This is a genomic window from Chryseobacterium gwangjuense (genome assembly GCF_021311115.1).
Taxonomy (GTDB): Bacteria; Bacteroidota; Bacteroidia; order Flavobacteriales; family Weeksellaceae; genus Chryseobacterium; species Chryseobacterium gwangjuense.
Genome location: NZ_JAJTNP010000002.1, coordinates 647,328 through 664,650 on the forward strand (window position 1 = coordinate 647,328; position 17,323 = coordinate 664,650).

The window sequence follows — 17,323 nt, forward strand, 5'->3', positions numbered from 1 at the left end:
GTATTGATGGATTTTTAGACCTGCTTTTCGTTTTTCAGATGAGGTAAAAGATACTGTTGAGATAAAAATTTAAATTTCTGTGAGACTCTTCCTTTTTGTTGTATTTTTATACTGCAATATTTTATATTTATAGACAGATTCTAAATCTTTTTTATGAAAAAAGTTTACATCATTATTTCAACTTACAACGAAGAAGGTAGTGTAGGAATGCTCACTCAGTCTTTGGAAGAAAATTTGAGTACGATTCAAAATTGTTCCTATGAGCTGGTTTTCGTAAATGATGGATCAAAAGATCAGACTTTCGTGAAATTGCTGGATCTTCAAAAGCAATATCAAAATATTACCATTATCAATCAATCTAAAAATTTTGGGCACGAATTGGCGATGACAGCGGGGATGAACTATGCCGTCGAACAAAATTTTGAAAACGAATATGCGGTTCTTTTTATGGATGCGGATATGCAGCATCCTCCTGAAGTGGCGGCAGAATTAATACGTTTGTGGTTGGGCGGAGATTCTCTGGTTCTTACCAAACGTACGGATAATTTAGACAAAGGATTTCGGTATAAAATGATGGGGAATCTTTATTACTGGATTTTAAATGGTATCTCTGATGTTAAAATTCCCAGAAATATGCCCGATTTCAGATTGCTGGATAAAAAGTACGTTCTCTGGATGAGCAGTCTGAACGAGCACGACAGAATGTTTCGCGGGATGCTTTCTCTTATAGGATTGACTAATGCAACGATTATTAATTTTGAAGCTCCCAAAAGATTCGCCGGACAATCGAATTATAATTTTTTAAATCTTTATAAATTAGCCATTGACAGCGTTATCCAGTTTTCTGTGAAACCGTTGAGAATCGCCTCATTGATTGGATTTTTAGGATGTGTATTTTCTTTTATCTTTTTAACGATTTCGGTATATATCAATTTTACCAATAATGAGCCCAGAACCGGATTTCTTACCCTTCTTTGCATTACCGTATTTTTTAGCTCTTTAACCATCTTATTCTTGGGAGTGATCGGAGAATATATCGGAAGAATTCATATTCAGGTAAAAAACAGACCCTTATATTTTAATGATGTAATTAAAAAGAAATGACAAAGAATATTGTACCACAAACGGTTTATATTCTCATCAATATAACCTGTTTATTTTGTCTTTTCTATTATCCTAGAACCAGAGACGAATTTTATTATTTGTCTGAAATGAACCTTCCGCAGCAATTTGAGGAATGTTTTAATTCCTATATGCATATCAATCCGAGAATCGGACAATGGATCACCAATTTTGTTTCAAGAAGCCTATTTTTGAAAATGATCTATGGACTTTTAATGTTCAATGGTTTTTTCTATATGCTGTATCTTTTACTGTTTAGAAAACCTCCGAATTTTAAAGACTCAGACAGTGTCAAAAAAATACTGATTATCGTTTTCACTTTTGTTTTCCTCATCAAGTTCTTCGGCGAAATGTTTTTTTATACTCCTTTTGGAGGCAATTATACTTTCATTATGTCTTTTTATTTGTGGTATATCTATGTGATGCTGGAGTATTTTGTATATGATCATGATATTTTTAAAAACCGAAAATCTTTTCCATTAGTGTTAGGTATTTTTCTGTTAGGAATATTTACCGGAATGGGAAATGAACATATTCCGCCTGTTTTAGTCAGTTTTACGTTTTTAGGCTTTTTATATGCTGTTCTGAAGAATAAAAAGTGGCCTTCAACTGTAATTACTGTATATTGTCTCTCCCTGATTATCGGTTACATTTTGTTGTATTTCGCTCCTGCGAATGTCGAAAGATACACTACATTAGAGAGCGGAAGCTCTGCATTTAACCTTACGGAATACATAAAACAGAGTAAAGCTGTACTGATGATGTACAGATATTATCTTCAGGAGCTTTCGGTTGTAATTATTTTGACAGTTATTCTTCTCATTGTGTTTTCTAAAAAGCTAAAGATAGCAGGAGAGGAAAAAATAAAGCTCGTTCTTTTTTTTACAATGGGACTTATTACCCTTCCAATTGTAGCGTACTCTCCACTGGTAGGATTAAGACTTATATTTTTCACGAATACACTATGGATTCTTTGCATCTGTTATCTCTTGTTCTTAGTACTGAAAGGATTTAAGAATAATAAAATTGAAAATTTCATTTCATCATTTTCCTCGCTGTACCTTATTTTATTTTTTACGGCAGGCTGTTTTATCTGCTATAATGCCCATAAAAATTCTGAAAGCGTATTTGAAGAAATTACCATGAAAAGCAAGCAAGGTAATAAAGTTGTGATCGAAAAAGGATTTGATTATTTCTCAGATAAGTTCGATTACTTTAATATGAACAGAAGGTTTTTACTCGAAAACGGAACTGATTATATAGATGATGATCCATCAAAAGATAGCACACCGGAAATGATTATTAAAAGCACGTTTCACTTGGAAGAACTGTCTAAAAAACATGAAAAGTAGACTCATTATTAATGCCGATGATTTAGGTTTCACAAAAGGAATAAACGAAGCCATAAAAAAAGCACATTTAGAAGGTTTTCTAAGTCATGCAAGCTTAATGGCCAATATGCCTTATTTTGAGGAGGCGGTAGAGGAAGTGATTGGAAAATGCCCCAATCTAAAAGTAGGTGTTCATGTAAATCTTACTTGCGGAAAAGCTTTGTATAAAGATAATTTACTGGCAAAAAATTCTGAATTTAGAAATAGTTTTGTGAGTTTATTGTTTACATTCAAATCTCAAAAAGTACTGACTCACATTGAGAAGGAAATCGAAAGTCAGATTTTGGCCATCCGGAATAAAGGAATTGAAATTTCTCATATCGATGGACACGAGCATATTCATGTCATTCCATCCATCAATAAAATCGTACGGAAGCTTGCGAAAAAATATAACATTCCGCGTATTCGGGAAATTAATGAAAACTTTAGAGAAAGCTTTAAATATAATGGAAGAACTGCCAGTAAAGCGAACTATATTAAACTTCTTTTATTGAAATTTTTAAGTCAGTTTAATGCAGATTCCGGAAAAGTTAAATTTTACAGTATTTTGAATACTTGTGAAATAAATTCTGAAAATCTATTTTCCTATCTGGAAAATTCTCACGATGAGCAAGTGGAAATTATGCTTCACCCAAGTTTGATAGAGTTGGATAAGAATGAAAAAAACTTGGACTCCCGCTTTATAGATTTTCTAAACTCACCTTACCGAACACAAGAATTTGAACTTTGCTTTCATGCAAAATTTAAAGATTATTTATAAGAAGATCAATAATGGAATCCGTTTTAAATCATTAATCCTTATTGCTTAAAACGATGGTAAAACGGGTTTTGGGAATTGATAAGTTCAGCAAGGAAATCTTGAGATTCTTTTGTTGAGCATACTTGATGAAAAAATCTTTGTCAAACTGAAGCAGAGGCGCTTTATCTTTCTTAAAATAATCGGAGAATAATGTTTTTAGGATAAAAGAAACATAGGAGAATATAAAACCATTCTTGAGAGCTCCTACAAAAACATGGAACGTATCTTTGATAAGACTGCTGTTTTTCGGAATGACATCACCAAAAGTTGCATGAATCTTTCCGGAACTGAATATGCTGTCAAGAAAGTTCTCTACTGCTTTTTCGTCCGGAAAATATTGAAGAACGCTTAAGCAGACGATTTTAGTCACTTTTTCCTCAGAAATAGCATTTTTAATGGTTGAAAAGTCATTAGAGTCTTCTGTTAAATAAAAGCTGAAATTCGGATGTTTGTTAAATTTTTCTTTACAAAACTGAATATAGTTTTTCGAAATATCTACTCCTACAAAATGGTTTTTATACGAAGTGCATTTTTCCAGAAAATATCCTGGTCCGCATCCGTAGTCCAGTAATACATCATCTTGCTCGATAGGAAAATGTTGGGTATAATTTTTTTGAAAATAAGCAGTGGTATGCTGCATGATATTATCAAACCCATCCTGTTTTTTATTCCAAAATTCTGCCCAGTTATTTTCCATATGCTAAAATAAATTTTTTCTGAAATTAATGTTGTACAGTCCTGATCTGATGCTTTTGTAATCCGTGATCAGATATTTTAAAATCATGCTCCATTTTTTTGCTGTCGAAGAATTGGCGATTTCCCAGCTTCTGTGCATTCTTTTGATATGTGTTTTAATGTTTTCGGGAAGAGTAGGTTCGTTTTCTGCCCATGTATTGACTTCTCTCCAAAGCATTACTCTTGTTATCGAAGGCTTTGCCTTGTTGGAATCTACTTGGGTAATTCTATTGCTTTCATGAACTCCTCGCATGGCAATCGCTTTGTCCAGAATTCCTGAATGAAATCTAAGATAATAGGAACTTCTGAATAAAAATTCTGTGTCCTGATGAAGCCTGAGATGGGTTTTAAAAACAGGTTGTATTTTCTCCAGTAATGGCTTTCTTCTGACGGTAAGTCCGTCAATGCTAAAAAGCCCAAAACTTCCTTTCATATTAAGCAATCCCGGAAATACATCTTTAGGATCATGTTTTTTATAAACAGTTGTCAGGCGATTCCCAAAAAGCGGTTCATATTGTTCTTTCGCTTTTTCTGAGTAATAATGCACTCCTAAAGCTCCGTAAACAGCATCGATATCCTGATCTTCAAATAATTTTTTTTCAGCATCAAATCTGTTGGGAAGATAATAATCGTCTGCATCAAGAAAAGCAATAAAATCACCTGTTGCTTTTTCAATGCCTAAGTTTCTGCTTGCTCCCGCTCCGTGATTTGCTTTATCAGGATGCTGAAACAGTTTTACTCTCTCATGTTTTTTTTCGAGATCTTGGCAAATTTCAAGAGCATTATCCGGAGACTTGTCCTCAACCAAAATAACTTCAGAAACTTCATCGAACTGCAAAGCAGATTCTACAGCTTGTGTGACGTAGTTTTCAGCGTTGTAAACAGGGATGATTACGGAGATTTTCATTTTTACTTTGAGGTCTAGTAGTTTCTTAATTTATATTTTTGGTCTCATTAAGGCATGAAAGCGATATCGTGTCTTTAAAAGCTCAGGATATTTCAAGCAGTTAAAAAGATATGAAAAATATTTCTTACATCCTTTTTCGTTGGCCATTTTAAAACTCAGATAATTCAGTTGTATTCTTTTGGAATACTCCGGTTTAAGTTTTACAGCAACATTCCATTCATATAGTGATTGCTGAAGAAGCAGATTATTCTGGTAAAACTTCTTTGAATAAGTTTTTATTTTGGTAATTCTGTTATCATCATGTACTCCTCTTATCGCAACGGCTTTATCTATAATTCCGGATTTTAAATGACATAAATAAGCCAGTTTTATAATAAAATCCGAATCCTGATGTACACGAAGTTTTTCGTTGAAGCGCAAATGATGTTTTTGAAGAGCTGATTTTCTGATCGTTAATGCATTAAGATGGAAAAATGTGCCGAATTTTCTTTGAGTCAATCCCAAAAGCCCTTTAAATACCTCTTCTCCTTCGGCAGGATAATTAACAGTAGTAAGTGTAGTGTCTTTAAATTTATTTTGAAATTCTTCTTTCCCTTTTTCACTTAAATATTCCACACCGATTGCTCCAAAAACTCCTTCAATATTCAAATCCCTGAACATTATTTTTTCAGCATCAAAACGATTAGGAAGATAGTAATCATCAGCATCTAAAAAGGAGATGAATTCGCTTTGTGCTTTTTCCAACCCTAAATTTCTGGTGGCTCCCGCTCCGTGATTTCCTTTATCGGAATGTTGGAAAAGTTTGATCCGGGTATTTTCTGCGACCAGTTTTTCACAAATGGAAAGAGAATGATCGGTAGATGCATCTTCTATCAGGAGAATTTCTGTTACTTCCTCAAACTGAAGGGCAGATTCTACAGATTTTTCTAAAAACTGTGCAGCATTGTAAACGGGAATAATAACAGATATCGTAAGAGCCATTTTACACGAATTTAGAATTTTGAGTTGCCCATAATGCAAGTTGCAGCAGATTCCAGTGTTTTTGACCTTTATCCAGGAAGTTTTGTGCTGCATCAAAGTCGATATAGCTGTATATTTTTTGATTTTTATCTTTTAATAATTCATCAGAGAATTTCAGTAAGCTTTCTTCTTCAAACCAGTTTTCTATTCCGAGCCCAAAACCTTGCTTATTTCTGTTTCTGATGGTTTCCGTCCAGTAAGAATTCATCGATTCTCTTAAAATGATTTTATCATTCTCTGAAGTTATTTTCAGCTGATCCGGAAGCTGGATACAGAATTCTGCAAAATCAATATCCAAAAACGGAGTTCTTACCTCTAAAGAATTTGCCATTGCCATGCGGTCTGATTTTACCAGCATATTTCCAGGCACAAACTTTTCAAGATCGGTTCGCATAATATCGTTCAGAGAGTTTTTATCTGCATTAAAACTGTAAGGTTGCTGATAATCCTGAGTAATTCCTAAAGCTGTTCTTTCCTTTTTATTAAAGAAATTCCTTACTTCATGCTGATGGAAATCCAGAATGGAATCGTATTGAATGTTTTTTTGTGAAATGTAAGAGATCTGCTTTACATTTTGATATAATTTTTGCCCAAACTGAGCCAGAATATTCTGGTAGCTGAAATGTTTTTTCATTTCATGTTCTACTTTGTAAAAGCTGTAGCCGCCAAATAATTCATCACCTACATCTCCGGAAAGTACCACTTTAAGATTTTTTCGGGCGCTTTTACAGATTTCAAAATGCGGAACACAAGAACGATCGGCAAAAGGTTCGTCAAGAAAAGGAGCCACTTTCAGGATTCCGGAAACCAGATCTTCCTTTTTTTCGTGGATTTCAATGTGTCTCGTGTTGTATTTTTCAGCAATTTCTTTTGCATATTTAAGTTCGCTTTCTTCGTGGTCATATCCAAAGCTGATAGTGGTTTGCTGAGGTAAAAAAGCATTGACCATGGCAACGACAGAAGAAGAATCGAGACCTCCGCTCAGAAAGCTTCCGACTTCAACATCAGCGATAAGCTGTTTTTCGATCGCAGATTTCAACAAATAGGTAAATTCCTCTTTAGCTTCAGAAAGGCTTAAAACACGATCTTTTTTCGGAATGTTGTAATAGCGGGAAACTTCAATTTCTCCCTCTTTCCAAATCAATTGGTGAGCCGGAGGAAGTGAAAATATATTGCTGTAAATACTTTGATAGGTACTTACATAGCCGTATTGAAGATAATGGGAGAGTGCTTCCTGACTGATTTGAGGTTCAATAAGCTCACTGGCAAGAATCGCCTTGATTTCGGAAGCAAAAATAAATTCACCGTTTTTACCATAGGCATAATAAAAAGGTTTCTCACCAAATCGATCCCGGGCACAGAACAGTTGCTGTTTCTCATCATCCCAAATGGCAAAAGCAAACATTCCGGGAAGATCATGAATGAGCTGTTCTTTTTTTCTCTGATACATGGCGAGAATGACTTCCGTGTCAGAAGTTCCCTGGTAAGGATATTCGCAATATTGTTTTTTTATAGCCTGATAACCATAAATTTCACCATTTAAAACAATACATTCGTTTTTAGAAGAAGAAAACATGGGTTGTTTTCCGTTTTCTGAAAGATCAATAATGGATAATCTTCGATGACCTAATGTTGTATTTTCAAAATATTCATGATGGGAAGAATCCGGACCGCGATGTGCAATAGCATCCGTCATTTTCTGAATGGCTTCAGAGTAATTTTTTGCATTTTTGGTAACGATTCCGGCTATTCCACACATATTTTAGGTCTTCTTCTTTAAACGGATAAGGCAGGTTTTTCACAGTAGAATATATCTTCTTTGGGATTGACTCCCAGTCTTTTATAGGTTTCGGTAATATTAATTCGGTTAACAATGAAACCGGCACTTTCTAAACGTTGTGTATAGTCTTGTCCGTAGATTCTCACATGATCGAACTGACCAAAGAGCTCTTCTCTTTTTTGAGGATCAGAGATAGTGAAATCTTCTACAGTTTCCATTGTATTTTTTGAGATAGGAACCTGCAGTATTGCTTTTCCTTTAGGTTTTAAAACACGTTGAAGTTCCTTCATTGCTTTAATATCTTCAGGAATATGTTCTAAAACATGGTTGCAGATGACAAGATCAAAATGATGATTTTCAAAAGGAAGCTCAAGTACATTCATGTTTTGTACGTGAGCGGGATAAGTGTAACCTGGTGTAAAGAGATCACCACAGATATATTCATCAAAATTCTGTTTCAGCAGAACGGTTGATAGCTTCGGTTCCGGAGCAATGTGTAAAATATGGATGTTTTTGTTCTGCGGAAGATTAAGTTCTTCAATAATAAAAGCATACAATAATCTTTCACGATCTCTGGAGTGGCACTGATAGCATCCTGCAGCTCTTCTTCCTCCTCCCACAACTTCTTTTTCTATGAGAACAGGAAGGTCATGACCTACTACTTCCAAATCTTTGGAAGCATAACCACAGTAGGGACAATAATAGTTGTTCCCCGAATGAGCCTGAAGCTTTATTTTGTTTTTAATTCGTGTGATCAGTGACATTTTTATTTTTTAGATGCTGATAGATTAAAGTATATCAAATTTAAGTATTTAGAAAAGTTATACCAATTTGTTTGACCTGATTTCTGATTTCTGACAGTTTTTTTTCTTCTTTTGAAATTTTTCTGTATTTCTCAAGTAGTTTTTTATATTCGGATATATTTCCGGTTAAAAGGTTCTTTAGAATGCTTTTTCGTAAAGATTTTTTTTCAAAAATGATGGCGTTCGGAAAATTAGGATTGATCATTTTGGTTTCAATGCTCAGATCTTCATATTTTTTTAGGTCTACTTTTCTGAGGTTTTGTTTTCCGTCATGTACGACTTTACTGCCGGGTACAAGAAGGATTTTTTTTTGATGAAAATGCACCCTGTTTACATACTCGATATCTTCTCCGTAATGAAAGAAATAAGGGTTGAATCCTCCTACCGTTTCAATTGTACCTCTGGGAATCAGCCAATGCGCTGCATTGATGAAGCTCATCTGGTAAAAAGGTTTTAGCTTTTGAAAATACAGATCAGAAATGAGTCGGGTTTTTTCAAAATTGTGGGCAATATATTTGTCTAAGAAAATATCAAGAAGCTGTTCACTTCCATCCAGATGCATAGGGCTTAAAATTCCTATTTCTTTCTGATCAGGATATTTTTCATAAGCTTTTAATAATTTTTCCAGACTGTCCGGATAAATCCACGCATCCTGATTCATCAGGTAGAAAAAATCGGTTCCGTTTTTATATGCCTTTTCTATTCCGATATTATTGGCCTTTCCGAAACCTAAATTTTTTTCAGATTGAATGAAATCTATTTCAGGGAATTGATTTTGAATAAAGTGTTGGGTTCCGTCTGTTGAGCCATTATCAATGACGATGCATGTAACGGGAACAGAAGATGAATTTAGGCTGCTAAAACATTTTTCTGCCCATTTTATGGCATTGTAGGTGACAATTATGACAGAGACTTTCGGCATAGCTATAAATATTTTTTAACCAACTCATTAAGGTAATCGTTAGGCTCTTTTTGCTTAAAATAATCCTTTGCTTCTTCACAAAATTCGACAGTATAAAAATCACCATCATTGATTTCTTTATACGAAGATTTCTTTCCGATCTCTGCTTCTAATGCAGAAACAATCTCTTTAGGCTCGTAATAATAAGGGTAAGAGAAGTTTAGAATTTTATTATACTTTTCACTTTGTAACCCTAAAATAAAGGAGCTAAGATCCTTGACTCCTAAAATCAATCGCCTGGCTTCCGTATGAATTTCAAAACTGTCGTTCTGAAGAATTTTATTTTTAAAGAAATTAAACAGCGTATTAGGGTTTCCTCCTTTTCCTATAAGATTGCCTATTCTTAAGATTAAATAATTGTTGGAATGATTAGCAATATACTCTTCCATAGCTTTTTTGTGAAGTACATACCGGCTTTCTTTTTTCGACTGATCAAGAATGCTTAATGTTGAAAAATAAAAAAAACGTGAATGAGGATATGATGCTAAAGTATTTTGTAATAGAATAAACTCTCTCTGAAATTCAGAATCTTTTGTTTCAAGTGAATTTGAGACACCTGAAGCAAAAAACAGAACTTCTTCCGAGTCTATATTTTGTAGAGATTTTGCTATGAGACCATTTCCAATAATCATTTGTCCTTTTGTGTTTAGTTATACAAAACTATTATTTTGTTTTTTAAGATGGTATTTCTGTTTAACTGTGTGTATCCCCCATTTTAAGATGTGATATAATTTTAACGGATTGAAAGAAAATTTTGATAACGTATTATTTATCAAATATCCCCTTGCTGCACTGTTAAATTGCTTTAGAGTTATACTTTTAGAATAAGCCATTAACGTATAATAAAAATAGGTTTTCAACGAAGATGGTTGATATTGTTTACCATATTTTAATATAAACGGAATGATGGCGAAATCTTTTTTCATGGTCTCGTAAGTCACATTCTTCGAGAGACTGGCTGCAAATTGACGATATGAGCTTAAAGCTTCAGGTAAAATTTTAATTTTCCCATAACAGCCTGCCAGTAAATAAAGACACCGATCTGCTGAAAGAATGTCCGCCGGAAAATCCGGCTTCAGAATATCTTTTCTAAAAAATAGAGTAGAGGTCTGCATTATCTTAATGTCAGTAAGATCATCGTGAGAAAGTTCACGATTGATGTGCCGGGAAAATAAATGGTTGGGTTGGTCAGTATCTTCATAGATAACCAGAGAATCGCCGCCAATTGCTGTAAAATTGCTGTTTTGTTCTAAAAAATCAAATTGTTTCTGAAGCTTTTTAGAATCAATAAAATAATCATCACCATCCAAGACTGCCACATATTTACCTTCCGCAAGAGTAAAAGAATGTAAGGTGTTTTTTACATAGCCCAAATTAGGCGTATTGTTGTAATAACGGATACAATTGCCTTTTGGATGAGATTCTTTTACATCAAAAATTACTTTTTCAGTAGCATCAGGTGAATTGTCATTACACACAATAATCTCAAAAGATCCGTCAAAATCTTGATTCAGAACACTTAGTAAGCATTCTGAAATATATTTTTCGTGATTATATGTGGTAATACAAATACTTACATCCATAATGAATTGCTAATATCGGAAAATATCGGTGAATTTAAGATCTAAATATTGATGTTTGACGCATTGTAAAATATACTTTTTTCTGCTCAGGAAATTTAATTTCTTTAAATAAAGATTTCTATGTTTTAAAAACTTAGTGTATAAATCCGTTTTTTTTATATCCTCCTGAGGAAAAAGCTTTTTTGCTGTTTGTAAAGAGGAAAGGTAAGGCCAGACTATTTCCTTAAAATTTTTTTTTTCAGGACTCATCATGTCTGACTTTTGGGGTTTCATTTTCTGTTCACGTAAACCGCAAACCTGGGCTTCGTGCTGTCGATAGAATGAAAGTGTTTCAGGGATAAACCCTATTTTATTTTTGAAACTCAGCTTTTGGGCAATTTCGTAGTCGTGAGCGTATGTGAAATTCTTTAAATGATATTCTTTCAATGCCGTTTTCCGAATGGCGAGTGCGCATCCCAAAATAAAACTCCCCTGCATCTGAACTTTAATAAAAAGTTCTTCGTTTTTTATTGAGTCAATAATGTCTTGATATTGAATGTGTTTCCATTTAAGATAGGAAGGTTCTAAAATGGCTTGGTCGTTATCGACTAAAACTAAATCATTAAAAACAGCATCCTTATCCGGGTTATTTTTGAAGAAGTTGAATGTTTTTTCAAGTTTTTCGGGTTTCCAGATGTCATCCTGATCACTAGTGACAATAATATCCTGTGAGCACAGATAAATAGACTTTTCAAAATTTTTGAAATATCCGAGATTAGTTTCGTTAGAATAAATTTTAAAAATATCAGGATATTGCTCTTGATAACGATGGAGTATTTCAAGGGTTTTATCTTTGGAACCATCATCACATACAACAATTTCTGCAGGATTTACAGTCTGCTGTAGGATGGAGTCTAATTGTTCGGTAAGGTATTTTTCACCGTTATAAGTACATATGGCTACTGAGATCTTCATGAATTATTTCCCAAGAATTTTAAAAATACGATTTATCAACAAATATCTTTTACTATTTACTATTTTTTTAAGATTCTTGTTTTCTCTTTTAAGTTTTTGATTTTCGTGATAGTATTCTTTCAGAGAATTCAGGTTTTTGTAAAATACTTCAGGGTGCTTGCGATAAATATAATCTCGAAGAGAAGCATCATTCTTTTGCATGGCATCCACATTTCTTGATAAGTGCTTAATTCTATAAAAGAAACATACTTCATTAAGATGCTTTACCTTCAATGGGTTTTTATCTGCTAGAAGATGAATCCAAAATTCCCAGTCTTCATAGCCGTCTTTCATTTCAGTATCATAACCTCCAATTTTTTTCCAGTCGCTCTTCTTAAAAAAAGCAGTGCAAAATATCTGATTTTCCATAAGAAACGATTGGTAATCGAATGGTTCGGATGCAAAAACAGTATTTTTTTCACCAAAGTATTGTCCAATAGAATAGATGATGTCAATATCATTATGGAATTCTTTTGAGGCGAGTTCTAAGTATTTTGAACCTATTTTATCGTCTCCGTCCAATGGTAAAATCCATTCTCCGATAGCTTTTTCAATACCAAAATTTCTTGCGGCAGAAACTCCTCCGTTTTCTTTTTTTAAATATTGAAATCGAGCATCTTTTTCCACCCACTTTTGGGCAATTTCTTCCGTGTTATCCGGAGAACCGTCATCCACAATAATACATTCCCAATTGTGATAGGTTTGTTCAAGCACAGACTGGAGACATTCATCCAGATATTGAGCCTGATTGTAACAGGGAACTATTATGGAAATTTCAGACATGTTTTTTATAAATATAATAGGTTTTTCTCAGAGCTTTTAAAAAAGCAGTGATTTTGAAATGTTTAAGATAATAAAAAATTACAGGATAATAAAAGCTAAAGCCTTTCTGATAGCTTTGATAGGTGTATTGATAGATGATCTTATCAATGAAATCAAATGAAAAGAAATGGGAATATTTGGTGATAACAATACCTTTCATCTGGTGTAATGCTTTTTCTTTCAATTCATCATATTCATCAGATCCGGAAATTGATTTTGTACTTATTCTGACTTTTACTTTTGTATCTTTTATGTAAATAATATGATGGTGATCAGCAAATGCTAAAATGGCAAGATCATCACTTCCCCATGCAAGAGGTAACTTCTCAAATTTATATTTTTTGTAGGTACTGGTTTTAAAAATATTTTCGGAAAGACTGCTTTTTATTTCATTATGGTATTTTTGTAAAAAGAAATCCTGAGGGGCAATTTCTGGAAAAGGATATTCGAAATCTTTAATAAGTTGATGGTCTTCATTTATCCACTGATGAGAAAATTTTATCACCGATGCTTTTTTTTTTTCAACGTTTGGAAGATTTTTGTAAAATTCTTCAACAAAGTTTTCAGCAATTAAATCATCGTCTCCTAAAATCTGAAACCACTCTTCTTTTATGTTGTCTAAGATTCTTTCCCATTGTAGGGCTAAATTCTTTCCACCTAGATTCTCTGTATAATCAAAATAAAAATAAGAAAAATCTGAAAGGTATTTTTCTATAATAGGTAAAGGATTATCCGGGCTTGCATCGTTTCCGATATATAAAACAAAATTTCTATTGCTTTGAGAGCCAACAGACTTTATTGTTTCTTCAAAGAAATCTATTTTGTAATATGGTATAACGATCGCGAGCTTATTCATTAATTTAGAATAAGTTTTTAAATTCTTCAAATGAAACTAAGTTTAAGCTATCTTTTCTATTGTCATTTAATACATGGTACTCAAAAAAAGCATTTTCAATTTGAGAAGGTTTTCCCAGATTTCTTGTTTTTGAAATAATTCCAACACCCCAATCAGTGTCAATACAACAGCTGAAAATATCGGTTCTTTTTCGTGCCTTGAAAAATGCCTTCCACGTTGTGCCGTTCCAGTAATCTCTTGAAGGGGAAAGTCGATAGTAATAGTTTTCGGAAGCGTGAAATTCAGTTGGAGGATTACAGTCGTGCATTATGATAAAACCATCTTCTTTTAAGAAATCTAAAGAATTTCTAATGTCTCTCTCGACCTGTTCAGCTAAATGAGAGCCATCTATAAAAATGACATCAAATTTTATTTCAGAGTTTAAGAAGTTGCCTTTTCTTAACCCTTCAAAAAACTCATCACTTGTCAGTTTGAAATCCGCATTATTTATTTCAGATTCATAGCCAGGATCAACACTATGCTTTTTTGTAGCAGTTATCAGATCGAAATTTTCTTTAGTGTTTCGAACACCAATTTCTAGATATTCCGTATCTCTATTTAAAAAAGTAAGAATAAAGTTAATGATTTCATGCCTTAGAGGCATTTTGCTAATCTCTTTGCGTGTTAAAATTTCCGTTTCAATATGAAATTGATTGTTTATGTATTCTTCAGCCAAAGAGATTTTTGAGAGTTCAGATTTGTTGATGGCGATCTCATTATTTTTATCGATGACAATTTCGTTTTTTTTCAGCAAATGTATTTTCATAATTTTTATTTCCATTCAAATTTTCCGTAAACTACTCCGTGATGATAACCACCGTGAATTACAAATTGTGAGCCAGTATCAATAACGTCAAAATGGCAAATGTTTTGTAGCTCGTCATATCTAAGTAAATTCGGGATATGCAAAAAACAAGTAATATTATAGGATCCTGCGGATAAAAACTGTGGTTCTATCACAAGTCGGTAATCATTTTTATCTTCTTTTATAGTAACTTCAGCAGAAAAAACTCTGTTTTGTGACGTATCTTGTATTGTAACAAAAATATTGGCATTTTTTATATTTGCTTTATTTGTGATTTCAAAATTGATAATGATTTCATTGTGGTAATCAAAAGAAGCTTTCGGATTTTCATTACTGTCAAGAACAGATATTTTTTTAAAGAAAACTGTCTCATTTCTATCACCTTCTGCAATAAAGAAAGAATTTCCTTTTTCAGAATCTTTTAAATACAAATCGCTAATAACTTTTATACTGTCATTTTTTACAATGCTTCCATTCTTCATAAAAATCCCCGTTGTGCATAATTGGGAAATTGCCGACATGTTGTGGCTTACGAATAAGATAGTTCTTCCTTCTCCTTTTGTTACATCGCCCATTTTCCCCAAACATTTTTTCTGAAATTCGGCGTCGCCTACCGCCAAAACTTCGTCTACAATAAGAATTTCAGATTCTAAATGAGCTGCAACCGCAAATGCTAAACGGACATACATCCCTGAGGAATATCTTTTTACAGGGGTATCAATATATCTTTCTACTCCTGAAAAGGCTACAATTTCATCAAATTTTCTTGTAATTTCTTTGCGAGTCATTCCTAAGATGGCGCCGTTTAGAAAAACATTTTCACGACCGGTCATTTCAGGATGGAAGCCAGTTCCCACTTCCAAAAGCGAAGCTATTCTTCCGTTAGTGTATATTTTTCCGGTAGTAGGTTTAGTTACTTTACTTAATACTTTTAGGAGCGTTGATTTTCCCGCTCCGTTTCTTCCGATAATACCTACTGCATCGCCCTGTTCGATCTCGAAATTAATATCCCTTAACGACCAAACGTAATCTGAGCTACCCTTTATAGATCTGTCGTTGGTTTCGCCTATCTTTAGGTAAGGGTCTTCTTTACCTCTTATTGTGTGCCAAAACCTGTTGAGGTCATGAGAGAGTGTTCCGGTTCCTACTTGGCCGAGACGGTATTGTTTTGATATGTTTTCTGCTTTTAAAGCGAGCATTTAATTAAATATTAGAATTTAAAATACTTTAGTTACACAGTGTCCATGAATGTTTTTTCAACTTTATTAAAAATTACAAGACCTACCATAAAGATAACAAGAATTATAATGATGCTGATTCCTAACATTAACGGAGAGAAATTACCTACTCCAAGCCATGAATATTTAAAACATTCGAAAATACCTGTAAGAGGATTATAATAGGCCAGTTTTTTAAATATACCGGATAATGATGAAACAGGATAAATAACAGGAGTAGCATACATGTACAAACTTACTCCAAACCCTAAAATCATATTCAAATCCTTATATTTTGTGGTAAGAGAAGAAAATATCATTCCAGTTCCTAAAGCAAATAATGCCATTAAAAGAATTAGGAAAGGTGTAAGTAAAATCCACCACCAATGAGGGTGTATTTCTCCCTTCGATAAATAGTAAATCCATACTATTACAAATAGAAGCATTTGTACTCCAAAACGCATAAGATTTGAAATGACAATAGAAAGGGGAGTCACCAGCCTAGGAAAGTAAACTTTTCCAAAAATTCCTGCATTGCCTGCAAAAGTATAGGATGTACCTGTTAATGCTGAGGAAAAATAATTCCACAATGTAACACCTGCTAAGTAGAATAAAAGGGGAGGTGAGCCGTCTGTAGGAAGTTTGGCAATTCTTCCAAAAACAATTAAATAAACAATTGTTGTTAAAATAGGATTAATAAAAAACCAAATAGGACCTAAGATTGTCTGCTTAAAGCTTGATACGAAATCTCTTTTTACAAACATATACACAAGGTCTTTATATTTCCAGACTTCTTTTAATTTTAAGTCAAATAAAGAGTGCTTGTCTTCTATCGTTTCTGTCCACTTTTGTGGTTGATCCATTTATGCTTTTTTTAATTTACTTAAACACTTTTCATTGTAATTAGAAAAGCTACAACTAAGATATTAATATTTGTTGGGATAACAAAAAAACTATCGACTAAGGGTCGATAGTTTAATAATATTTAAAAGTAATAAGATTATTTCTTTATCAAATTTTTCAGATACTCTCCATAACCGCTTTTGCCATATTTGGCAGCCGTTTCAAGAAGCTTTTCTTCGTTGATGAATTTATTTCTCCATGCAATTTCTTCGATACATCCGATCTTAAAGCCTTGTCTTTTCTCAATCACGCTTACAAATTCTGAGGCATCATGCAAAGAATCGAAAGTTCCGGTATCCAGCCAGGCTGTTCCCCGGTCTAAAACACCCACTTCAAGTTTCCCCTTTTTAAGGTAAACATTATTGATATCCGTAATTTCTAATTCTCCTCTCGGCGAAGGCTGAATGCTTTTGGCAATTTCAACCACTTCGTTGTCGTAAAAATACAATCCGGGAACTGCATAATTGGATTTTGGCTGTAAAGGTTTTTCTTCAATGGAAACGGCTTTGAAATTATCATCAAACTCCACCACACCATACCTTTCAGGATCTGAAACATGGTAAGCAAAAACAACTCCGCCATTGGGA

General features: G+C 33.6%; 18 protein-coding genes. 3 read left to right on the plus strand and 15 right to left on the minus strand.

From position 1 onward, the window contains the following. Nucleotides 1-153: 153 nt before the first annotated feature. From LV842_RS06425 to LV842_RS06435, 3 genes are read left to right on the plus strand one after another with little or no spacing between them, the layout of a single operon-like run. Nucleotides 154-1,104, plus strand: coding sequence for a glycosyltransferase family 2 protein (locus LV842_RS06425; RefSeq protein ID WP_233110627.1), 951 nt, complete (start codon nucleotides 154-156; stop codon nucleotides 1,102-1,104). Next, nucleotides 1,101-2,474, plus strand: coding sequence for a DUF6056 family protein (locus LV842_RS06430; protein ID WP_233110628.1), 1,374 nt, complete (start codon nucleotides 1,101-1,103; stop codon nucleotides 2,472-2,474). Before LV842_RS06425 ends, LV842_RS06430 begins: the two co-directional genes overlap by 4 nt. Beyond that, complete coding sequence (locus LV842_RS06435; RefSeq protein WP_233110629.1) at nucleotides 2,464-3,273, plus strand: carbohydrate deacetylase; 810 nt, start codon at nucleotides 2,464-2,466, stop codon at nucleotides 3,271-3,273. Before LV842_RS06430 ends, LV842_RS06435 begins: the two co-directional genes overlap by 11 nt. A 31-nt stretch (nucleotides 3,274-3,304) precedes the next feature. Here LV842_RS06435 and LV842_RS06440 read toward each other — a convergent pair whose 3' ends face one another. The 15 genes from LV842_RS06440 to LV842_RS06510 form a co-directional block, all read right to left on the minus strand. Beyond that, nucleotides 3,305-4,009 (minus strand): methyltransferase domain-containing protein, encoded by a 705-nt coding sequence (locus LV842_RS06440; protein ID WP_233110630.1) that lies wholly within the window; start codon nucleotides 4,007-4,009, stop codon nucleotides 3,305-3,307. Between the two features lie 3 nt (nucleotides 4,010-4,012). Beyond that, entirely contained in the window at nucleotides 4,013-4,954 is a 942-nt protein-coding gene (locus LV842_RS06445; protein ID WP_233110631.1) for a glycosyltransferase family 2 protein, read from the minus strand. A gap of 30 nt (nucleotides 4,955-4,984) precedes the next feature. Further along, nucleotides 4,985-5,935 carry a glycosyltransferase family 2 protein gene (locus LV842_RS06450; protein WP_233110632.1) on the minus strand — a complete coding sequence of 317 codons (951 nt, stop codon included), beginning with the start codon at nucleotides 5,933-5,935 and terminating at the stop codon, nucleotides 4,985-4,987. Nucleotide 5,936: 1 nt separating this feature from the next. Further along, the gene (gene asnB / locus LV842_RS06455) at nucleotides 5,937-7,733 is read right to left on the minus strand and encodes an asparagine synthase (glutamine-hydrolyzing) (RefSeq protein WP_233110633.1); all 1,797 of its coding nucleotides are present in this window, start codon (nucleotides 7,731-7,733) and stop codon (nucleotides 5,937-5,939) included. Nucleotides 7,734-7,750: 17 nt separating this feature from the next. Further along, nucleotides 7,751-8,518: a class I SAM-dependent methyltransferase gene (locus LV842_RS06460; RefSeq protein WP_233110634.1), complete on the minus strand. Its 768-nt coding sequence runs from the start codon at nucleotides 8,516-8,518 to the stop codon at nucleotides 7,751-7,753. 40 nt (nucleotides 8,519-8,558) lie between these two features. Continuing rightward, nucleotides 8,559-9,479, minus strand: coding sequence for a glycosyltransferase family 2 protein (locus LV842_RS06465; RefSeq protein WP_233110635.1), 921 nt, complete (start codon nucleotides 9,477-9,479; stop codon nucleotides 8,559-8,561). A 2-nt stretch (nucleotides 9,480-9,481) separates the two neighbouring features. Next, nucleotides 9,482-10,150 (minus strand): Rossmann-fold NAD(P)-binding domain-containing protein, encoded by a 669-nt coding sequence (locus LV842_RS06470; RefSeq protein ID WP_233110636.1) that lies wholly within the window; start codon nucleotides 10,148-10,150, stop codon nucleotides 9,482-9,484. 18 nt (nucleotides 10,151-10,168) lie between these two features. Beyond that, nucleotides 10,169-11,101 carry a glycosyltransferase family 2 protein gene (locus LV842_RS06475; protein WP_233110637.1) on the minus strand — a complete coding sequence of 311 codons (933 nt, stop codon included), beginning with the start codon at nucleotides 11,099-11,101 and terminating at the stop codon, nucleotides 10,169-10,171. 9 nt (nucleotides 11,102-11,110) lie between these two features. Beyond that, entirely contained in the window at nucleotides 11,111-12,055 is a 945-nt protein-coding gene (locus LV842_RS06480; RefSeq protein ID WP_233110638.1) for a glycosyltransferase, read from the minus strand. Nucleotides 12,056-12,058: 3 nt separating this feature from the next. Further along, a complete protein-coding gene (locus LV842_RS06485; protein ID WP_233110639.1) occupies nucleotides 12,059-12,877 on the minus strand; it encodes a glycosyltransferase family 2 protein in 819 nt (272 codons plus the stop codon). Beyond that, entirely contained in the window at nucleotides 12,870-13,772 is a 903-nt protein-coding gene (locus tag LV842_RS06490) for a glycosyltransferase family 2 protein (RefSeq protein ID WP_233110640.1), read from the minus strand. Before LV842_RS06490 ends, LV842_RS06485 begins: the two co-directional genes overlap by 8 nt. Nucleotides 13,773-13,776: 4 nt before the next feature. Then, complete coding sequence (locus tag LV842_RS06495) at nucleotides 13,777-14,577, minus strand: class I SAM-dependent methyltransferase (RefSeq protein WP_233110641.1); 801 nt, start codon at nucleotides 14,575-14,577, stop codon at nucleotides 13,777-13,779. 5 nt (nucleotides 14,578-14,582) lie between these two features. Beyond that, a complete protein-coding gene (locus LV842_RS06500; protein ID WP_233110642.1) occupies nucleotides 14,583-15,815 on the minus strand; it encodes an ABC transporter ATP-binding protein in 1,233 nt (410 codons plus the stop codon). Between the two features lie 32 nt (nucleotides 15,816-15,847). After that, a complete protein-coding gene (locus tag LV842_RS06505; RefSeq protein WP_233110643.1) occupies nucleotides 15,848-16,696 on the minus strand; it encodes an ABC transporter permease in 849 nt (282 codons plus the stop codon). A 137-nt stretch (nucleotides 16,697-16,833) separates the two neighbouring features. Then, on the minus strand, nucleotides 16,834-17,323 hold a 490-nt coding region (locus LV842_RS06510; RefSeq protein WP_262909389.1), incomplete at its 5' end, for a sugar phosphate nucleotidyltransferase.